The 19,362-nt window shown below is 37.4% G+C and carries 24 protein-coding genes and 1 riboswitch; of the genes, 15 read left to right on the plus strand and 9 right to left on the minus strand.

From position 1 onward, the window contains the following. The first annotated feature begins 81 nt into the window (after window positions 1–81). The 3 genes from ACZ5XR_RS11385 to ACZ5XR_RS11395 all read left to right on the plus strand — a co-directional run bounded on the left by ACZ5XR_RS11385 (window position 82) and on the right by ACZ5XR_RS11395 (window position 2,289). Window positions 82–837: a carboxymuconolactone decarboxylase family protein gene (locus ACZ5XR_RS11385; protein ID WP_464501769.1), complete on the plus strand. Its 756-nt coding sequence runs from the start codon at window positions 82–84 to the stop codon at window positions 835–837. A gap of 88 nt (window positions 838–925) precedes the next feature. Next, on the plus strand, window positions 926–1,789 hold the full coding sequence (locus ACZ5XR_RS11390; protein ID WP_464501770.1) for an aldo/keto reductase: 864 nt from the start codon (window positions 926–928) through the stop codon (window positions 1,787–1,789). 212 nt (window positions 1,790–2,001) lie between these two features. Continuing rightward, the gene (locus tag ACZ5XR_RS11395; protein WP_464501771.1) at window positions 2,002–2,289 is read left to right on the plus strand and encodes a hypothetical protein; all 288 of its coding nucleotides are present in this window, start codon (window positions 2,002–2,004) and stop codon (window positions 2,287–2,289) included. 15 nt (window positions 2,290–2,304) lie between these two features. On the opposite strand, the gene ACZ5XR_RS11400 is transcribed toward ACZ5XR_RS11395, so the two are convergent. Then, window positions 2,305–2,478 (minus strand): hypothetical protein, encoded by a 174-nt coding sequence (locus tag ACZ5XR_RS11400; RefSeq protein WP_464501772.1) that lies wholly within the window; start codon window positions 2,476–2,478, stop codon window positions 2,305–2,307. A 26-nt stretch (window positions 2,479–2,504) separates the two neighbouring features. Between ACZ5XR_RS11400 and ACZ5XR_RS11405 the strand changes: the two genes are divergently transcribed. After that, window positions 2,505–3,041 carry a spore germination protein gene (locus ACZ5XR_RS11405; protein WP_464501773.1) on the plus strand — a complete coding sequence of 179 codons (537 nt, stop codon included), beginning with the start codon at window positions 2,505–2,507 and terminating at the stop codon, window positions 3,039–3,041. A 42-nt stretch (window positions 3,042–3,083) separates the two neighbouring features. Continuing rightward, entirely contained in the window at window positions 3,084–3,461 is a 378-nt protein-coding gene (locus ACZ5XR_RS11410; RefSeq protein ID WP_464501774.1) for a RidA family protein, read from the plus strand. Window positions 3,462–3,980: 519 nt separating this feature from the next. Here ACZ5XR_RS11410 and ACZ5XR_RS11415 read toward each other — a convergent pair. Together ACZ5XR_RS11415 and ACZ5XR_RS11420 are read right to left on the minus strand one after the other, a co-directional pair. Beyond that, window positions 3,981–4,433, minus strand: a complete 453-nt coding sequence (locus ACZ5XR_RS11415) for a hypothetical protein (RefSeq protein WP_464501775.1) — start codon at window positions 4,431–4,433, stop codon at window positions 3,981–3,983. A gap of 115 nt (window positions 4,434–4,548) precedes the next feature. Next, window positions 4,549–4,836, minus strand: coding sequence for a TMEM164 family acyltransferase (locus ACZ5XR_RS11420; RefSeq protein ID WP_464501776.1), 288 nt, complete (start codon window positions 4,834–4,836; stop codon window positions 4,549–4,551). Here ACZ5XR_RS11420 and ACZ5XR_RS11425 point away from each other — a divergent pair. Both ACZ5XR_RS11425 and ACZ5XR_RS11430 read left to right on the plus strand, forming a co-directional pair. After that, window positions 4,793–5,134: a DUF2339 domain-containing protein gene (locus ACZ5XR_RS11425; RefSeq protein WP_464501777.1), complete on the plus strand. Its 342-nt coding sequence runs from the start codon at window positions 4,793–4,795 to the stop codon at window positions 5,132–5,134. The two genes, ACZ5XR_RS11420 and ACZ5XR_RS11425, sit on opposite strands and share 44 nt — an antisense overlap. A gap of 213 nt (window positions 5,135–5,347) precedes the next feature. Then, window positions 5,348–5,456, plus strand: a riboswitch (SAM riboswitch). A 111-nt stretch (window positions 5,457–5,567) separates the two neighbouring features. Then, window positions 5,568–6,155: an O-methyltransferase gene (locus ACZ5XR_RS11430; RefSeq protein WP_464501778.1), complete on the plus strand. Its 588-nt coding sequence runs from the start codon at window positions 5,568–5,570 to the stop codon at window positions 6,153–6,155. Between the two features lie 217 nt (window positions 6,156–6,372). On the opposite strand, the gene ACZ5XR_RS11435 is transcribed toward ACZ5XR_RS11430, so the two are convergent. The 3 genes from ACZ5XR_RS11435 to ACZ5XR_RS11445 are packed head-to-tail and all read right to left on the minus strand — an operon-like array spanning window position 6,373 to window position 10,076. Further along, window positions 6,373–7,461, minus strand: coding sequence for a Ger(x)C family spore germination protein (locus ACZ5XR_RS11435; RefSeq protein WP_464501779.1), 1,089 nt, complete (start codon window positions 7,459–7,461; stop codon window positions 6,373–6,375). Beyond that, a complete protein-coding gene (locus ACZ5XR_RS11440) occupies window positions 7,458–8,546 on the minus strand; it encodes a GerAB/ArcD/ProY family transporter (protein WP_464501780.1) in 1,089 nt (362 codons plus the stop codon). The genes ACZ5XR_RS11435 and ACZ5XR_RS11440 overlap by 4 nt, the downstream gene beginning before the upstream one ends. A 30-nt stretch (window positions 8,547–8,576) precedes the next feature. Then, window positions 8,577–10,076 (minus strand): spore germination protein, encoded by a 1,500-nt coding sequence (locus ACZ5XR_RS11445; RefSeq protein ID WP_464501781.1) that lies wholly within the window; start codon window positions 10,074–10,076, stop codon window positions 8,577–8,579. Window positions 10,077–10,382: 306 nt separating this feature from the next. Between ACZ5XR_RS11445 and ACZ5XR_RS11450 the strand changes: the two genes are divergently transcribed. The 7 genes from ACZ5XR_RS11450 (at window position 10,383) to ACZ5XR_RS11480 (ending at window position 14,599) form a co-directional block, all read left to right on the plus strand. Next, window positions 10,383–10,736, plus strand: a complete 354-nt coding sequence (locus tag ACZ5XR_RS11450) for a DoxX family protein (protein ID WP_464501782.1) — start codon at window positions 10,383–10,385, stop codon at window positions 10,734–10,736. A 263-nt stretch (window positions 10,737–10,999) separates the two neighbouring features. Further along, a complete protein-coding gene (locus ACZ5XR_RS11455) occupies window positions 11,000–11,446 on the plus strand; it encodes a MarR family winged helix-turn-helix transcriptional regulator (protein ID WP_464502287.1) in 447 nt (148 codons plus the stop codon). A gap of 30 nt (window positions 11,447–11,476) precedes the next feature. Then, window positions 11,477–12,028: an NADPH-dependent FMN reductase gene (locus tag ACZ5XR_RS11460; protein WP_464501783.1), complete on the plus strand. Its 552-nt coding sequence runs from the start codon at window positions 11,477–11,479 to the stop codon at window positions 12,026–12,028. A gap of 213 nt (window positions 12,029–12,241) precedes the next feature. Next, window positions 12,242–12,430 (plus strand): hypothetical protein, encoded by a 189-nt coding sequence (locus tag ACZ5XR_RS11465; RefSeq protein WP_464501784.1) that lies wholly within the window; start codon window positions 12,242–12,244, stop codon window positions 12,428–12,430. 117 nt (window positions 12,431–12,547) lie between these two features. Continuing rightward, a complete protein-coding gene (locus ACZ5XR_RS11470; protein ID WP_464501785.1) occupies window positions 12,548–13,426 on the plus strand; it encodes a LysR family transcriptional regulator in 879 nt (292 codons plus the stop codon). A gap of 109 nt (window positions 13,427–13,535) precedes the next feature. Next, on the plus strand, window positions 13,536–13,931 hold the full coding sequence (locus tag ACZ5XR_RS11475) for a CidA/LrgA family protein (RefSeq protein ID WP_464501786.1): 396 nt from the start codon (window positions 13,536–13,538) through the stop codon (window positions 13,929–13,931). Continuing rightward, window positions 13,907–14,599: an LrgB family protein gene (locus ACZ5XR_RS11480; protein ID WP_464501787.1), complete on the plus strand. Its 693-nt coding sequence runs from the start codon at window positions 13,907–13,909 to the stop codon at window positions 14,597–14,599. The genes ACZ5XR_RS11475 and ACZ5XR_RS11480 overlap by 25 nt, the downstream gene beginning before the upstream one ends. 171 nt (window positions 14,600–14,770) lie before the next feature. Here the strand turns inward: ACZ5XR_RS11480 and ACZ5XR_RS11485 are convergent, their stop codons facing one another. Together ACZ5XR_RS11485 and ACZ5XR_RS11490 are read right to left on the minus strand one after the other, a co-directional pair. Further along, on the minus strand, window positions 14,771–15,775 hold the full coding sequence (locus ACZ5XR_RS11485) for an NADP-dependent oxidoreductase (RefSeq protein ID WP_464501788.1): 1,005 nt from the start codon (window positions 15,773–15,775) through the stop codon (window positions 14,771–14,773). Window positions 15,776–16,054: 279 nt separating this feature from the next. Further along, window positions 16,055–17,674: an APC family permease gene (locus tag ACZ5XR_RS11490; RefSeq protein ID WP_464501789.1), complete on the minus strand. Its 1,620-nt coding sequence runs from the start codon at window positions 17,672–17,674 to the stop codon at window positions 16,055–16,057. A gap of 237 nt (window positions 17,675–17,911) precedes the next feature. Here ACZ5XR_RS11490 and ACZ5XR_RS11495 point away from each other — a divergent pair, with 237 nt between their 5' ends. Beyond that, the gene (locus tag ACZ5XR_RS11495; RefSeq protein ID WP_464501790.1) at window positions 17,912–18,340 is read left to right on the plus strand and encodes a hypothetical protein; all 429 of its coding nucleotides are present in this window, start codon (window positions 17,912–17,914) and stop codon (window positions 18,338–18,340) included. 155 nt (window positions 18,341–18,495) lie between these two features. On the opposite strand, the gene ACZ5XR_RS11500 is transcribed toward ACZ5XR_RS11495, so the two are convergent. Further along, complete coding sequence (locus ACZ5XR_RS11500; protein ID WP_464501791.1) at window positions 18,496–19,332, minus strand: EamA family transporter; 837 nt, start codon at window positions 19,330–19,332, stop codon at window positions 18,496–18,498. Window positions 19,333–19,362: the final 30 nt, after the last annotated feature.

The raw sequence follows: 19,362 nt of genomic DNA on the forward strand, positions 1-19,362 counted from the left end.
ATATTGATTTTTAACAGGCATCATGTTCAGCAACCTTTTGGAAGATTAGAAGCAAATGAAATTCAAACAGGAGGCAAATGTATGAATCGAGTTGAAATGAGCGAAAAAAAATACAAACAACTTTTTGGAAATGGAGTACCTGCTGCATATACTACTGACCCTGAATTCCAAGAAATTTTAACACGCTTCATTTTTGGGGAGGTTTTCTATCAAGGTAATTTGGATGACAAACAACGTGAACTTATCACGCTGGTTGTTCTTACTACCAACCAGACGTTACCTCAGCTTAAAGCACATGTAGGTGCCGCACTGAACGTTGGGCTGACACCTGTAGAAATCAAAGAGGCCGTTTACCAGTGCGCCCCGTATATTGGATTTCCCAAAACATTAAACGCCATTAATGAAGTCAATGAGGTTTTCAAAGCAAAGAATATCGCTTTGCCAATTGAAAGCCAAAAGACTGTAGATGAAGTTAATCGTTTTGAAAAAGGACTAGCTGCTCAAGTAGAGATTTTTGGTGATTTTATTGCAAAAATGCGTGAGGCTGCCCCTGCAAATCAAAAGCATATGCAGGATTATCTTTCCTCCTTTTGCTTTGGAGACTTTTACACCCGCGCGGGACTTGATTTGAAAACACGGGAGTTGTTAACACTCTGTATTATTAGTACGCTTGGCGGCTGTGAAAGCCAGGTAAAGTCACATGTGCAAGGTAACAAAAATGTAGGCAATGACAAGGAAACATTGATCACCGCCATTACTCACTGCCTGCCATATATGGGATTTCCGAGAACACTTAACGCAATAGCTTGCGTTAATGAAATGATTCCTGAAAATTAAAATAAAGGTTATTTGAGGAGATAAAAATGCCGTTATTTCCCAGCGACGAAAAAAACAAAAAATATAACAACGCAAAGGAGACAACAACATGTTTAACGAAACTTACAAATTATCAAATGGTGTAGAAATTCCAAAATTGGGTCTTGGAACCTGGCTGCTTGACGATGCACAGGCAGAACAGGCAGTGCGTGATGCGGTATCTATCGGATATCGCCATATCGATACTGCTCAGGCTTATATGAATGAAACTGGTGTAGGCGAAGGAATCCGTACCTGCGGTGTCGCAAGGGAAGAACTTTTCATCACGACAAAGGTTGTTGCAGAAGCAAAGAACTATGATGCCGTTACGCAGTCCATTGATGAGTCTTTAGCAAAATTGGGACTGGATTATATTGATCTTCTGATTATCCACAGCCCGCAGCCTTGGATGGAGTTCCGTGAGGAGAACCGGTACTTCGAGGAAAATAAAGAAGTATGGAAATCTTTGGAGGATGCTTATAAGGCAGGCAAGGTAAAGGCAATCGGTCTTTCTAATTTTCTTCAGGATGACGTAGAGAGTATTCTAGCAAGCTGTGAGATCAAGCCTATGGTAAATCAGATATTGGCACATGTGAGCAATACTCCTTTGGAACTAATCGAATTCTGCCAGAAGAATGACATCCTGGTAGAGGCATATTCACCATTTGCACATGGTGCAGTTCTCGATCATTTAGTGGTTAGGGTTATAGCTGATAAGTATGGAGTATCTGTTGCTCAGCTTTGCCTACGTTATGATATCCAGCTTGGTCTTGTAGTCATTCCTAAGACCGCAAATCCAGATCATATGAGAAACAATGCGGATCTAGATTTTGCTATCAGCGATGCAGATATGGAGACTTTGAAGAATGTGGAGCACATCCAGAATTATGGTGAGCATAGCTTCTTCCCGGTATTTGGCGGGAAATTAAAATAAAAGTTTTGGAACCACGACAAATGAAGTTTTGAGCGTAATATCGATATTCAGATAATGAGTGTATTTGTGCCTTCCACCCTGAAATTAGAAATACATCAAGAATAAAAAGGTTATTGAAAAGCTGCCTTTTTTATTAAAATTTAATACCCTTCTAATCGTAACTTCATCTTTAGACTGGATAATCAATATTAAAAACAGATAGGAAGGGATCTATGTCTAAAGATAATAAAAAAGGTTGGTTTTTTCTTTTTGCTGTAGCCGTTGCCGTCGTGATTTTTATTGGATTTTCAACTTACATAAACCACTCAACGCTGGATGAAAACTTGAACCAGGCGGTGAAAGATAAGGGAACAAACATGATCTCGTATCGCCTATATTCAAAAACCAAATCAATCCTTGGAGCAGATTCGATTTACCTCGTTAAAGGGGCAAACGGAAAACAGTATCAAATCGAAGTGGACCATAATCATTTGGTCGTTTCCACCATTCAAGTAAATTAGGGAACAAATACAATTTCACGAAACAATGCCTTTTTGATGCGGATGAAAATCGCCTAACTGGCTAAATTTGTAATGAAATTCAAAAAAATCCAATCTCTTTTTCAATAAGAAACGAGTTTGGATTTTTTTATGTTTGTAGAATTTCATATACGTAAATTTATCTGATTCTTTCTTTGCATTTACCTGCATTTTATATTGCCACCCAACGGTTTCATATGGATGACATTAAAAAACTTCACATAGGTAAACATAAAACAGAATTATTAAATAAATTCCTATTTACTGGCGAAATTTTAAATGGATTTTGGGAAATGGTTTTTATATTATTTGTCTTAAGAATTATTTATGATACTTCTCTACACATTTATAAAAGCTTAAATCTGATGATAGCCTTATTAGCAGTCATGATTGTTGGGCAATTTGCTGTCAGCACTAAAATTATCAGTTCTGGTGGATTGATCGTAGGAGGTTTTGCCCAATTGTGTGTTTACTTAGTACTGGTAAAAGGTTTTTTACCGCTGGCATCCACTATGAGATGGATATTAATACCAATAGCTTGGTTTTTTGGATACACAGGTTTGATAGCGGTCTTTCTTGTTTTCTTTATTTGGGGTGCTAGCCTAAAGCCATTTGGAGTACCTTATTTCGCTCCACTTATTCCATTTAGACCACACGAATGGAAGGATACGTTTTGGAGAGGTAAATTGAAACAAATCATTAATTCGGAACACAAATATCGGAGGAAGAGATAGGGAAGATCAAATGTAAAATATTCTCTAAAAGGAGGAGTTTATATGCCAAGAAAGGCTTTTAGTGCATCTGGAGCGGTTGCAGTTGGTCCTTACTCGCATGCCATTGAAGCAGGTGATTTAGTATTTTTATCCGGGCAAACCCCAGTAGACTCACAGACTGGAAAGCTTGTAGAAGGTGATATTGTGGAACAGACAAATCAATGTTTTATGAATCTTTTCAATGTATTGGAGGCAGCAGGTTTAACTCCAGATCATGTTGAAAAAGTGAATGTATTCTTAACGGATATGAATAATTTCACAGCAATGAATGAAGTTTATTCAAAACAATTTTCTGAGCCATATCCTGCTCGTACAACACTTGGTGTATCATCCCTTCCTCTAGGTGCACAGATTGAGATAGAAATGATAGCCAGAAGATGAATATTGAGGAGCTTGTAGGAAGTGTCCTTAAAAAGGCTGTCTTTTGACAAACGTGTTCCGTTTCATATCACAAACATTATAAAGTATTATCCTTAATTGTGTACCCTTGTGATATGTAAAATAAGAGGAGATTTTTCGGTTATTTGCAAAATGGAGCTCGTTTCCGGGTAAATAAGGGGAGGATTTCCGGTTATGCAAAGGAAAATCCCCCATTTTCATGCTTTTCGAGTCAATAGGGGGAATCTCTCCGTCTATTTTCGCTATTTTCAGTTCAATTTCCAAATTAAGAGAAAATTCTCCGCTAATTTAACTTACTCCCAACCGATAAGAGAGGACCCAGAAAAGGGAATCAGCATTTTTTTATCAGGTAGCCATTCAGGCAACCAAAAATGGCTCAGTGAACTGAGCTATTTTATTTTTATTGCAAAAACAGATACAAAAGGCAGTGCAAATGGGCTACATTCGGGTTTCGCGACAGGACACTGAACCCGTTATCTTTTGACAGCTCTTTTTAGTTGGTTATTTCCTCCTTCTTTTGAAAAATAAATAAATGATCCCGAATAATAAAATGACTCCGATAACATACAGCAATAAATGGATCATCATATATTTCTGATGATCAATTTCCCCGCTGCCCGCATATTTGCCGTTAAATGTAGCTTTAATAAATGATTCCTTACCTTCTTTAATGGCAATTGCTTCTTTTACTGATACACTTCTGATTTCATAGTATTCCGTTCCTTTAGGAAACTGATTTGAAAAATTCCCACTATAAGTGCCTTCCAGGTCTGAATACTTCGTTACCTCCCCAATTTTCTTACCGATTTTATTGGGTTCTATATGGGTTTCTGAAACAACATAGACATTCCCATCGTAGACAACAAAAGGGTAGGCCCAACTTGCATAAGTTGTATTAGTAAGAAAATAACAGCTAGTTAGAAAAACGAATAATAGACTTATAATCTTTCTCAACTTCATCCCCCCTGTAAAATGAGACGGACTCCAATGCAAAATCGTTTCAAATCAAAATGGCAATGATGATGAGAGCAAGGCAGAAGGGGAAGGATAAGCCCTTTTTACAGTGAAATCAGGCAGACATATTTTCTTTTTGTTTCTTATAATGGAAAAACGGAAGCAGCAGGATAAAAAATAAAAGCAGTGCGACTCCTTCCTGTGAAAAGATATACCATGGATAGGGTCCCAAAAAATCCAAAGCTGAGCCATGCAATGGTTTGTGCGACAAAAACATGTAATTCCCGTTCGTAAGCTTATTTACCAATGCCTTTATCAAGAAGCTTATTCTGCCAAGGGATACGAGAAAAGACATCCAAATGCCTTTAACGATTGCGATAGCCGCCTTAAGTGTGGTATTCATAACCCATGTAACCGATTATTTCACGTTCCATAGCACCGATAACATTCAGCATCTGAGTGTATCCTTCGTGTGGGCGCTTTATGCGATTCTCTCTGTGGTGTTCGGCCGCGTACGGAAACATGTGGTCTTGCAGCGATTTGGGATCATTTTTATCTTTGTCTCGCTTGGCAAAGTATTATTGGTGGATTTTCTTGCGGTATCGATTTTCATCCGTGCCATCCTTTTCTTAGGATTAGGGGTATTGGGACTGTTGATGTCGAGAATGTTTTATAGCAAGAAGGAGAAGCAAGATTCATAAAATAATAGTCCATAAAATACCTTTAACTTTTGAATGCAATCACTTTATTTTCACCTAATGCATTAGAAATAATTGCTATTTTATTTGTATGGTAAAAGTATCGTTATTAAACATTCTTTATTAGTGTAGGCATTCTATGTGTATTAAAGGATTGCTTTTTTTGTATAAACTGTGCAATACTTAATATAAATTAATGTAATCTCATAAAAATAATTCTTATCCAGAGAGGTGGAGGGACTGGCCCTGTGAAACCTCAGCAACCCCTGATTTTTTCAGGAAGGTGCTAATTCCAACAGAGGTAAAATACTCTGTTAGATAAGAGGTCAATATATTAATGCAAAGGCCTCTTTTATTAAGGGGCTTTTTTTGTTCCCTAAATATATGTCAGGCTCATTGAATGGAACTGAAACATCTGTTAAGGAAGAAGGGAAGTATGAGCATGGAAGAAAGCAATGATTTGAAAGTGCCATCAGCCTACGAGAAAATATTACAAGAATCTAAGCTATTTGGCTTCCAGCAGTCATGTGATAGAAAAACTGGTTTTTTGCTCAAGGGATTGGCAGCTTCAAAAACAAAAGGAACCTTCTTAGAGTTAGGAACGGGTGCTGGGGCATCTGCTTCATGGATTATAGAGGGAATGGATGAAGATAGTACACTTACAACAGTGGATATAGATGGTAGTGTGCAATCAATAGCAAAGAAGTATTTGGGCGATGACAGAAGAGTTTCGTTCCGTTGTGAGGATGGGGCGGTTTTTATTCAAAACATGTCAGAGCGGTTTGATTTTATCTTTGCGGATACGTGGCCGGGAAAATTCGAGTTATTGGACAAAACATTAGATCATTTAAACGTAGGAGGTTTTTATGTTATTAAAGATTTGCTTCCGGATTCAAAATTGCCGGAGTTATATAGAATCAAAGCGCCAAAACTTGTTCAGACTCTACGGAATAGAGCAGATTTAGTCATAACCGAAGTCGATTGGTCTACTGGGCTGTTATTGGCAATCAAGACCAATGTATAATTTTGAAAAAAAACTGTTACTTTTCCATTTATCTAGGTAGTACCGCCTTAAGCTTTAACACAATTGAATATTTAGCCATACTGCACTTCCAATGGTTAGCTGTGTCTAACAATTGGAGGTGCAGTTCATTTTGAATGTCTTTTTATCTACCCATCTTAGTTGGGTATTTGGTAGTAAGTCTAATGCAAAAATGCAATCTTTGCATCAGATTCGATGGTTATTGGGTAGCTCCAATTTCTAGTATATGCACATCGACTTTCAGACGAATTGGCACTTCAGGATACTTCTGACGCCATTTATCAGCCTCCCAATCTCGTCTTTGACTTCTAACAAAATCCCCAATTTGGAGGGGATCAATCTGTAGTTTTTGAAATGTATGTAATAAAGATTTTCCTGTACTAGTAATTTGCTGCTCGAAGCTTTTCTCGAGATACAATCGATTTTTTTCTGTTAGGTTAAAACCTGAGTATTCTGTAACGATTCCATCCATTGTCAAATTGATTGTTATCTCAGGTTTTTTTGTACTGCCGCTAATTTCATAGCGAACTTTCGAACCTTGGTTTCTCACGGCTGCGTATGAATGATTCTCCATTTTTACTTGATAGACACCCTTATTGGCATTACCAACCATCAATCGAAAGATCGGCATTTGTTTCAAAGGGAGTGTTGCTACAAAGTGGTCTTTTCTAAATAAAGCTAAACCAGAAATTTTTATACGCTCCATATTTTTTTTATTTTCTTTATACGTTTTAAAGAGTGGCATATACGGATCCATTCCTTCTCCCAGCATAGCATATTCAAACTGATGCAGGTGGGTTTCGGGAAGGAAGCCGCCTTGTATGTTACCATTGATCATCTGATTTAAAAAGATTCCTTTTTCCTCGTTCGAGCTGAAATCTGATTCCAGTAAATCTTTTGCCTGCCCGTCCACGATCGCTAAATAGATTTTACGTGACATCTTAGGATCTCGTAGAATCGTATCCATGCTTCTCATTAAACCATCCTTAGCCAAATCTTTACTACAAAGAACAACTGATATTTTTGCGTTGGAAATAGGTTTGTTATTCTCTGTTTGCAACACCTGGCTAGAGTTTTTCAATGTGTAGTCCGAAAATGTATATGTCGTGTTCAAGACAGATTGATTAGACTGAAAAATAGGAACAGCTATTGTATATTGGAGTTTATTGTTTTGGGTTTTATCAATTCCCATTACTATAGGCATTGCAATTTGATCGACAATCTCTGCTTGCGTACAAGCAGATAATGTAAGGAACGGAGCCAGCAAGAAGATGATTATCCGTTTCATGTTAGGCTTCTTACTTCCTTTCTTAAAATATGCAAAATATATAACAAAGGAATATAAATATACACTAGGTACAATCCAGCCGTTGACACGAAAGAAGATACAGCATCGATATTTCGTTGATCTGGCATAAGACAAATAATAATAAAGATTACGAGCAAAAACACGGGGATAACTACATATTGTTTTACTGTAAACAATAGCTTTGTTGCGCGGCTAGCAGCCCAAAGCGATAAACTTAAAATAGGAAACACCCGTAATAGTTGAAATGATATCCCAATAAATTCAAAGCGTTCAACCGCAGACAGTTGAACAAATCGAAAGAATGCCAAAGTAGGCCAAAATTCTTTGACTATCTGTTTTTGGGTACAAAAAGCCAATGTAAGAATAACTGTAATCAGATAAAGTATAGTTGTTGCTAGATTGGCAAGATATACCCATTTTTTTGATTTACTTGGTGTTTTTATAAAAGGGTAGCACATCAGTAAAATTTCCACACCGAGATAAGAAAATGCCATGTGCTTTGTTGATTTAACAATGTCTATGATTGAGTGTTGGAGAATGGGTGTTAAATTGCTAAAATGCAAATCCTTTATAAATAATGCATAAATAGAAAATAAAATATAATTAAGAAGGCTAAAAAAGCAAATCCCTACAATAACTCGAAACCCTCCTGAAACGATATAATAGGCGAGAACAAGCAGAACTAACCCCACTACCCAAGTTTTTAACTCGGGAAACACCCATACCTGGACAAGCTCAATAAAGGTTCTTAAAACTGTACTACCAAGTAAGAGCAAATATACAATGAAAAAAATACTCAGTAGCCCTCCAATCCATTTGCCTAGAAGTTTTCGGTGAATATAGACAAGATCACCTTGGTGGGTATCGAGAATTTGATATATCATCCAAATGATAATATGGAAGCTAATCCCGGTTATTAACACAGTAATCCAAGCATCCTGCCCGACTATTTGGACAAGCCCTCTTTGAAACGAGAGATAACCCAGTCCAAACTGAACACTGTGAATAATAAAAAATGCTAGAAAAGGCGACACCAAAAATCGCTCGTTTATCTGTACACTCATAGTTTATGAACCCTAAATGTGCTAAGCCTGTTATTCATCGATATCAATCCTTACTTTATCTTTCTTTGCTTTTGCATTTTTTCCATCAAACGCCCTAGGATTCTTAGTTCGAAAGAAGCCTGGGCGAAAAGAAAAGTGGGAGAAGGGAGCTCTCACCAGAGAATCTTCAAAGTCCGTTGTACGAAGTGGATAAAAGGGAACCAAATAAGGTATACCAAGTGATTTCAACCGTAACAAATGACAAAGGATAAACATTCCGCAAATTAATATCCCCAAAATTCCCCATTCTTGTGCGGCGATGATAAAGAAAAAACGCAGGACCCGAATGGTATTGCTCATTCGATAAAGAGGGGTGGTAAATGAAGCTAAAGCTGATACAGCCACCAAAATCAGCAAGATATTGCTAGATAGAGACGCTTCGACAGCGGCAGTACCAAGCACAATGCCTCCAACGGTACCGATTGTGCTTCCTCCTCTTTTAGGTAATCGTATGCTGGATTCACGTAATAACTCAATGGATATTTCCATAACAATCACTTCAACAAAAGGTGAAAAAGGGATATTTACCCTTGATGAGATGATTGTTTTCAGTAAATTATTGGGAATAATTTGAGAATGGTGTGTCAATATCGCAACGTATAAGGAAGTTGCTACAATGGAAAACATTACGCCAAATATGCGTATTAACCTTAAAAACGAAGCGATATTCCAAGGTAGATAGTAATCTTCATATGCCACAAAAAAACCCGCTAGAGGTGCTGGACCGAGAATTGCATTTGGAGATCCATCAACAAGTACGGCAACTTGCCCATATCCGAGTAAGGAAGCAACACGATCCGGCCGCTCAGTTTCAACTAATTGAGGAAACAGAGATTTCGAGTTATCCTCAATCATTTGAATTAACATAGTACTATCCATAATAAAATCAAATTCAATGTCCATTAACCTTTGGGTCATGGTATTTACGTATTCTTCGTTTGTAATACCATCGATATAGCAAATCATTACTCTTACTTTCGAGAGCTCACTAATAATAATTTCCTTAAATCTAAGGTTGGGAGTGGGTAATCGTTTACGAAGTAGATTCATATTACGGTCAAGTAATTCGACAAAAGCTTCTTTTGGTCCCACAACACTAAATTCGACCTCTGGTGAATTTATTTGACGTCCTTCAAAAAAGGATGCCTGAACTAGGAGGCATTCATGCTCGCTAAACTGAATCAGTATGTTTCCGCGTAAGATTTTCTCTTCTATTTCTTTCCAGTCACAGGAGATCTTTTTATCAGTGATTGGTATCTGTTCGTATAACTTGCTCAAAGAAGTAACAGATTCGCTATTCAGATAAGGAAGGATGTCCCGATGCAAGACTTCAGGGTCAATTAATGATCTATAATAACAAATAGTATAAGGCTGAGGTTTATTTTCTTGATGGTAATGAAGAAAGTCTGCCGATTTCTTTAACTCCTGTAATTTAACTGAGATGGTCATCGCTTGTTGCTCACTCTTTTTTCCAAACCATTCGTTTCTCAATATTCTCACCTGATACCCCGTATTTTGTTTAGTAGTATGCTAAAAAGGCAAACCTATTCATACCTCTTAATACAGAGAACGAATAAATTGGAATGCCGTATGATTCGAAAATTTCACGTACGGTTACCTATCTGTATTAATAAAACACAATTCGAATACTAGATAAAAAAACAACCCAATAACCATAAATTGGGCTGTTTTTTTTGTTGACACAAAATATATCCTAATGTTAGGATAAAATAGTCCTAAGATTAGGATATATAATATTAGGATAAATTATATTAGGGTAAAGGGAGAGAAATATAAATGACTGTTTTATCAATTATTCTCCAAGTTCTATTAGGATTAGGATTCCTAATGTTTGGATTTATGAAGTTCGGTTCAAAGCAAATGGTTGAAGGATTTACACATTATGGGTATCCAGGATGGTTTAGAGTATTTACAGGATTAGTGGAACTTATTTCGGCTGCTTTAGTTATTGCAGGTATTTGGAATGAAACATTGGCTGCTTGGGGTGGATTATTAATAGCTGTAACTATGATTGGGGCTATTTTTACTCATATCAAAATTAAAGATTCAGTCAAAAATATGATGATGCCAATCATTTTATTAATATTAGGATTAATTGTATTACTAATAAATTTTGGTTCTTTGCTTTAATCCTATTAACATAAATGGGGAATAATATGAAAATCCAAATTGTTAAACCACAGGAACGAGTGTTTGGTGAGCTTGATGGTGGTAAAATAACAAAGCAAACACCTATTTGCTTTTCTGGTGAAGGTTCCTTCAGAGAAAGTTAAAACAGTTACCATTCAGCCTATAGGTGAAGAACTTCGGATGCTGATAATAGAGATTCCATCTGAAATTGATTATCCTTTATAGAGAAAACCAAAATTACCTTAATGTTTAAAGGAGGTTTGCTGATGGAAGAACAAAGTAATCTGGATTTGAGATTGTTTCGTGTTTGGATGAATGCTTCCAGAGCTGTTGTCGTAAATATTCAGAAGGACATTGAAAGTCATAAAATTAATAATGAAAATTTTATGATTCTTGAATTTCTTTATAGTAAAGGTCCTCATCCTGTCCAAAAAATTAGTGAGAAATTCTCTATTCCCAGTGGAAGTATTACGTATGTCGTAGATAAGTTAGAAAAGAAAGGTCTTGTAGAAAGACAACCAAACCCAAATGATAGAAGGGCTTCTAATGTCGTACTGACAGAAGAAGGAAGAGCATTATTTGACGAGATTTTTCCCAAACACATTGCAACCATTTCTCAAAATTTATCATTTATCTCGAATGATGAAAAAGAACAGCTAATTGATTTATTAAAGAGAATTGGAATGGGTGCACAAAATTTGGAAAAATAAATTTAAAAAACTAAATTGGAGGAAAAAACAATGACAAATGAAAAATTAAATGTAGGTATTATTTTAGGTAGTACAAGACAGGGACGAGTTAGCCCACAAGTGGGAGAATGGGTTAAAGGAATTGCTGACAAACGTGGAGATGCAAACTATGAAATTGTAGATATTGCTGATTATCAATTACCTTTTTTAGGAACAACAGATGGGACTGAACCAGGAATTGCAGCTTGGAATGAAAAACTTAACAACTTGGATGGATTCGTATTTATCGTTCAGGAATATAATCACAGTATAACAGGAGCCTTAAAAAATGCACTTGATTTCGCTCGTGAAGCCTGGAATAACAAAGCAGCAGGTATCGTTAGTTATGGTTCAACTGGCGGTGCCCGTGCAGCTGAACATTTACGAGGAATAATGGGAGAGCTAATGATTGCAGATGTTCGCGTTCACCCTACACTGTCCTTATTTACCGATTTTGAAAACTTTACTACATTCAAGCCAGCTGAATTACACCTTAATAATGTAAATACAATGCTTGACCAAGTTGTTGCTTGGAGTGGTGCATTAAAAACTTTAAGAAAATAATCAAATATATTTTGATCTGAAATTCGAATATCATATCCCATAGACTAATCGGACATGAGGCGCATCACAAAGGACAATTGTGGCTTTACGCACGTATGAATGATATTGAGCCAACATTCTATGTAGATTTGACTGTGTAAATAGCTAAAACAGAAGCGATGCTTTATAAGGCATCGTTTTTCTAATATTAGAATTCATCACTAGAGGTATAGTATGAAGTTATATAGACTAAAAAAGCGGTTTAATGGATATAAAAAAGGAACACAGTTTTACTTGATTAGTGAATCAGAATTTATAGGGGTTAAAGAGTTTGTATTAAGAACAAAAGATTTAACGAATAGGGTATCGATCAATGAAAGAGAACTTCTTAATAATTTTACTTTCATAAAAGAAATCTTTTAACAAATTAATGACCCCTATTGACAACATTTTTTGTTGAATTAGAAGGTTTAAATAAAAATATGAAACCTTTAAGTATGGTGGGAAGGAATTATTATTTTAGTACCGGGGAGTTTTAAAATGGATATTCAACATCTTAAATATTTTGTAGAAGTTGCCAAACAAAAGAATTTTACGAAGGCATCTGAGAGCCTGCATGTATCTCAGCCTTCCATCAGTAAGATGATAAAAAGCCTGGAAGTGGAGCTTCAAGTGGAGTTGCTAGATCGTACGGAAAGAAAAGTGGAGATGACAGATGCGGGGAAGATTGTTTATGATCAAGCATTGAAAATTTTGCAAATGATAGAAGATATCCATTCTTCTTTAAACGAAGTCGTTCATGTAAAAAAGGGAACCATCAAAATGGGATTAATGCCAACTTTGGGAGTGATGTTATTTCCGAACGTGCTTGCCGGTTTTAAAAAGACTTATCCGCAAATTGATATGCAAATGGTCGAATTTAGCGGGAAACAATTAGAACGAAAGGTAGTACAAGGGGAAGTGGATGTGGGTATTACTGTATTACCAGTTGACTCTGAAATGTTTGGATCCATCCCCTTATTAAAAGAAGAGCTGGTTATCATGGTTGATAGGGATCATTGGCTGTCGGAAAGAAGATCAGTATTTTTATCCGATTTAAAGGAAGAAGCCTTTATTCTTTTTTCCGAGGAATATGTTCTGCATGATGTGGTAATGAAGGCCTGTTTGCAATCGGGATTTGAACCTAATATAGTCTACAAAAGTTCCTTATGGGATATCGTTGGAGAGATGGTATCGGCACAATTTGGGATATCTATCGTTCCTGAGTCGGTAGCAAACCGATTTAAGGATCAGGTTTCTATAGTTGCTATTACTTCACCTCAGGTTGATTGGGAATTGGCATTGATTTATAAAAAGAATAAGTATCTTTCCTATGCAGTTCGGGAGTTCATTACTTATATTCAGGAAGGAAAACCCTAACTATAACTTCATAGAATAGTTTTGATGACTTTTATGTATTTTACGAATCGTAATTCTCCAAGTAGAATGATCCTATGTTACATATTGTTCTATTTCGGAGGTGTCGCTCTTGAAAAAGGGCTTAATGATTTTATGGCAAATTGGGGTTATTATTGTGTTTACCTGGATTGGTAAATATATTGTCTCCCTTCTTCATGTACCTATTCCAGGAAGTATTATTGGGATGATTTTATTATTCTTCGGTCTTCATTCTGGCTTGATTAAATTAGATTGGGTGCAAGCGGGGGCTACGCTTATTATTTCCGAAATGATGTTATTTTTCATACCGGCAGTCGTTGGATTTATGCAATATTCATGGATATTTGGCATCAAAGGACTAAGTATTTTATTCATTGTTGTTAGTGGTACAGCACTTATGATGATAGCAACAGGTGTCATCTCCGAAAGGATCCTAGAAAGAAAAGGCGGTGAAGCAAGGAGATGGTTACCAAGATTGTTTATGTAATGATTACTGTCCTTTTTTATTTTTTTGCGAAAAAGGTCAATAAGAAAAAGCCAGGATTGTTATTTTCACCAATCATTCTCACTCCTGTTATGCTCATTGTTCTCCTTTTGATAATGGATATACCATACAAAGAATATGCAAATGGCACTTTTCCACTAAATGAATTGTTAGATGTTGTAACCGTTGCATTAGCCATTCCATTGTATCGAAACTGGTCGTTTCTGGCGAAAAATTGGCGCGTGATTGTATGTAGTCTTGCCGCCGGCTCCTTGATTGCTGTTGTTTCGGGCATTTTATGTACATACCTGCTTGCAATGGGGAAGGATTATATGCTCAGTATTATTCCTCGCATTGTCACCATTCCAATTGCTGTCAGTTTGTCTGAATCCATTGGAGGAACTCCTGCCATAACGGTTCTTTTTAGTATGTTGACATGCTTTGTCGGTGTCTTCATAGGACCAGCTATAATGAAGCACTTTTCCATTAAGCATCCATTGTCCATCGGCATGATGTATGGTTTGGGTGCACAGGCACTTGGGACAGCAAAAGCGTTTCAAATCGGGGAAAAAGAGGGAACAACCTCCAGTGTATCCTACATTCTGACTGCCATCTTTACAGTCATCTGGGCATTAATCCTAACACCTTTTATCCATACTTTGAACGTGTAGGAAAATGGGTGCCACACCCTGTATAAAAGGACGCTTATGTTCAATAACGGGGTGGAGGCGATCCCGTTTTTTTTTGAACGTACAAAAAGCAACCCAGATGAAAAAGGACCGCACATTTTAGAGTTATTTAAAATGTGTGGTCCTTTTATTATCGTTAAACTAACAAATTCATTACTGAATTTCTGAGACTGCTACAATTGCTTTTCCAAGGTTGGCTCCTTTGAAAAGACTTAGAAAAGCTTCAATTGTATTGTCAAAACCTTCTGTAATGGTTTCTTCATACTTTAAATTGCCGTCTTTCAGCCAACCTGCCAATGCTTGGATTCCTTCACCAAAGCGTGATGAATAATTGCCAACAGTAAAGCCTTGCATTAATGAGCTCGTTTTAATCAGATAGGTCTGAACGCGCGGTCCGATATCCTCAGTTTCGTTATTATAGGAGGAAATGGCACCACATACCGGAATTCGAGCAAAGTTATTTAATAAAGGATAGACTGCGTCTGTCACTTTTCCTCCGACATTCTCAAAGTAAACATCAATTCCATTCGGACACACTTCTCTAAGGGCCTCACCTACATCTTGAGTTTTATAATTAATGGCTGCATCAAACCCGAGTTCTTCCACCAAGTACTTGACCTTATCAATTGAACCGGCAATTCCTACCACTCGGCAGCCTTTAAGCTTGGCAATTTGACCGACTATTGATCCGACTGCACCGGCAGCACCAGATACGACAACCGTTTCGCCTGTCTTTGGTTTACCAATGTCGATTAAACCGAAATATGCTGTAAGTCCCGTCATTCCGAGCACACTTAAATAGGAAGAAGCAGGTGCAATGGTTGAATCTATTTTTCGAACGGATGTTTCTTTTGCAATGGAATATTCTTCCCATCCTAAAGAACCTAAAACAAGATCGCCCTTTTTAAAGAGGTCTGATTGAGACTCTTCAACCTGGCCAATTACACCACTTGAAATAACCTCATTTAATTGGAAGGGTGGAATGTAGGACTTCGTATCGTTCATACGCCCCCGCAAATAAGGGTCAACTGAAATATAAACGGTACGGATTAGTAATTCACCTTGTCCTGGTTGGGGAATTTCAGTTTCTCTTATTTCAAAATTCTCATGTGTTGGCATACCTGTTGGTCTAGTTTTTAATAGTATTTGTTTTGGCACTGTATGAGACTCCTTTTTCCCTAAATTTGAAACATATTAACTATATATTAATCACTTGATGAATCAAAAAGAATTGCTCGTGTCTTTAGTTTTTGTGTTTTTACCGGGTTCATACTGCACTTTGGACTAATCCTCATTTTTTGGTGAATTTTCATTGAAAGGATATAAGAATGGGTGTTTCATAATGGAAGAACTTGCTTTAAAAGAAGATTCATTAAAAACGGGTCATAACTGGAATATTTATCCAGATTATGACCCACTTTTCTATATCGATTACATTTATAACGCTTTCTCCAAATCGTTGTGACCATGTCTCTTTTCAAGAGTCGTTTCGTTGATCTTTTCCGCCTCTTTCAAATATTCATTAACCCAGCCACTTCGCGTACCCCAAGCGTAAAATCCAAGTGATGTCAAAACAACTATTACCATGTCAAGTCCGTACGGGATCACATTATGTCCGCCAAACTTATCGCTGCCGAAGTAAGCGATAATGGAATAAAAGACCAAATAGACAACGAACCATAGACCGCCTTTTATTTCCTGACGAAGGTTTTTGTTTTTTCCCTGGAAGTAGAAGTAAACAGGCAGACCTACTAACATGATTAAGATAACTTCGCCATTAATCGGCCAGCTTGACCAGTAAAGTATCAATGTCGATACAACAAAAGCAACGGGTGCGATAATGTTCAATCCTTTAATTTTCAAAGGCCTATTAAGGTGTGATGCAGTTCGGCGAAGTGACATGACAGAGATTGGTGCAACAATGAACGTGATTACTGTCGCGGTAGAGATAATATCAGCCAAGGAACCCCAACCACGGAATATAAATGCGAAAATAAGGGCTAGAACCAAGTTAAGCCATAGTGCCGGACGAGGCGCTCCATATTTCGGGTGCAAGCGTCCGAAAACCTTTGGAAACGTATGATTTTGTTCCATACCATACACGATTCGAGCTGTCGTTGCCGTATATGCCATACCGGTTCCCGATGGGGACACAAACGCATCTGCAAAAAGCACAATAGCGAGCCAATTCAAACCTAAGATCAAAGCCAGGTCAGCAAACGGCGATTTCAAATCAATGCCAGCCCATCCCTTTGTTAGTAAATTGGCTGGTACAGAACCAATAAATGCGAATTGTAAAAACAGATAAATAATACCAGCAAGAAGAATCGAGCCAAAAATAGAAATCGGAACGGTACGATTCGGGTTTTTCACTTCCCCGGCCAGGTTAATCGTACTCTGGAAACCTAGGAACGCAAAAACAATACCGGAACTAGCTACAGCGGTTAATACGCTGGAAAAACCATTAGGCATAAATCCGCCATATTGTGTGAAATTCCCCGGATGATAGCCAGAGGTTAACAGACCAATAATGGTCAAAGCAGGAATTAAAAATTTAAAGATCGTAATGATTGTGTTGGATTTTGCAAATAATTCTACTGTCCAATAGTTAAACAAAAAGTAAATGCCCACAAGAAGAGCTGTGAAGAGCAGACCAAGCGCACTCAATTGGCCGTTAACGACCAGGTCTTTGGTCCATGCTGCCCAGGCCCATGGCCATGAAGACATATACTGGACAGATGCCTCCGCCTCAATGGCGACAACGGATGCAAAGGCCATCCAGCTGGACCAACTGGACAAGAATCCTAAAAACGATCCATGGGAATATTGCGAAAAGCGAACCATACCTCCGGATTCCGGAAACATTGCCCCTAATTCGGCATAGGTAAATCCGATAATCATAATTGCTGCCATACCAATAAGCCAAGCAAGAAGGGCAGCAGGACCTGCAATCTTTGCTGCTTTCCAGGCCCCAAACAACCAGCCGGATCCGATTATCGAACCCAGACCAATCATGGTCAGTGCGAATGGTCCAATTGTTCTGTGATTTTTCTGCATATATATCCTCCTAAATAAAATATGTAACCGCCTTTAATTATAAAAAAATTATTCAAAATATTCTACAAAAATATAATATTCTATTAAAATAATACTATATTACTATTCATTCTGTTTTTGTATCAAATGAATAATTTACTAAATGATAAAAATTGATGTTTAAAGTAGTGGACAAGCGTATATGACATCCTTTTTATCTTGAATACAATATTATATCAAGTAGAATGGGGTGATAATTTGACATACGAACAATATTTGCGGAATCGAGAAAATCGATTAAGAAACGGTAATAAAGGGGATTGTAATTGTGACTGTAATGGAGTAGGTGAAGAAAATAGTTGTTGTTCCGGCTCTCGCCTAAGACCCCCAGGAATTAAAAATACAGGGACTTCGGGTGTATACTTTGCTGATGCTGATTTAGAATGCGGAGTTTTGTGTTCAGGTAGTGATTCGGATACTATATATGAATGGTCATTAACTCCAGTTCCCCCAATTTCGGAAAATCCGCCAAAAATCGTAGGAAATTCACGTAAAGTTGGTGACGACCGAGTAGAAGTAGCCGGAACTGGTACATTTGATTTACATGTAAGAGTAACGTTCCGTTGTAATGCTTTAGTGGGAACTAAAAGCTGTATCAGAGAAGCTACGGTAAGATTTACTCAGTAAAACAGGTAAGAGATTAACAGATTGTACTTAGGTGTGTCATCCCTGCCTCTTAGTGCACAGGTTGAAATCGAGATGATAGCTAGAAGATAAATTTCAAGTAAAAAGGGCTCTATCAATATAGCTAGAGCCCCATAAAATCTTTCCTTCTCGCAACACTAATCCATCATGGTCCAAACGATCCCCAAAATAGTGATGAGGCATGCAGCCACTTTCGGAATGGTAATTTTCTCTTTAAAATAAATTCGGGCTAAAAAGAGAACAAAAAGCGGGGAAGTATAAGCCAAAGCTACAACCAATGTCCCATCAGCCCCTTTCAATGCCGTTAAAAGACACATCCATTGGATAATCGATAGAACCCCACGTAATCCTAAAGATACGTTTAATTTTGGAAACCAAATTTTCGGGCGATAAAGGATATAAATAAGAAAGCTAATTCCAGTAGCGCGCATGAGGTAAAGAGTGGGAGCATTGGTCCACTCATGGATGAGCAGCTGCTGCGTTGGTACCATGCTAATGCCAATCATGACGGAAGCTAGAATCCCAAGCATGTTACCTGCTTTTTTTAACTCTATTAAAGGAGCCAAAGGATTGCGGCCTTTTAAGTTTAAAAAATAGATGCCAAGTACTATAAATAATACCGAAATGAGCGTTTTTGTATGAAACCCATTGATAAAGATATTGGGTAGAAAGGTAAAGAGAGGTGTGAGTGAAGAATAAACTGCGAGTCTAGAAACCTCAATTTGCTCCATAGATTTAAAAAACAGGATATTAGATACGGTATCAAAAAGGATAATCATTACTAACAAGCAAACCGAAGCCATGTTCACCTGAAATGAAAAAAGCCACGGCATTGAAAAGGCAAGAAGAATACTTACGGGAATGAAAGAAGTTACTATAAAACTATGGCTATTCTTCATTTCTATCATAATTTTTTTTGCATACAAAGTAACGGCAGCGTTAAAAAATGAACTCATTAAGGCAAGCAAAAACATATAGTCTCCTCCTATTTTGCGTTTCGTCTA

This window comes from Neobacillus sp. Fa239, assembly GCF_055395235.1.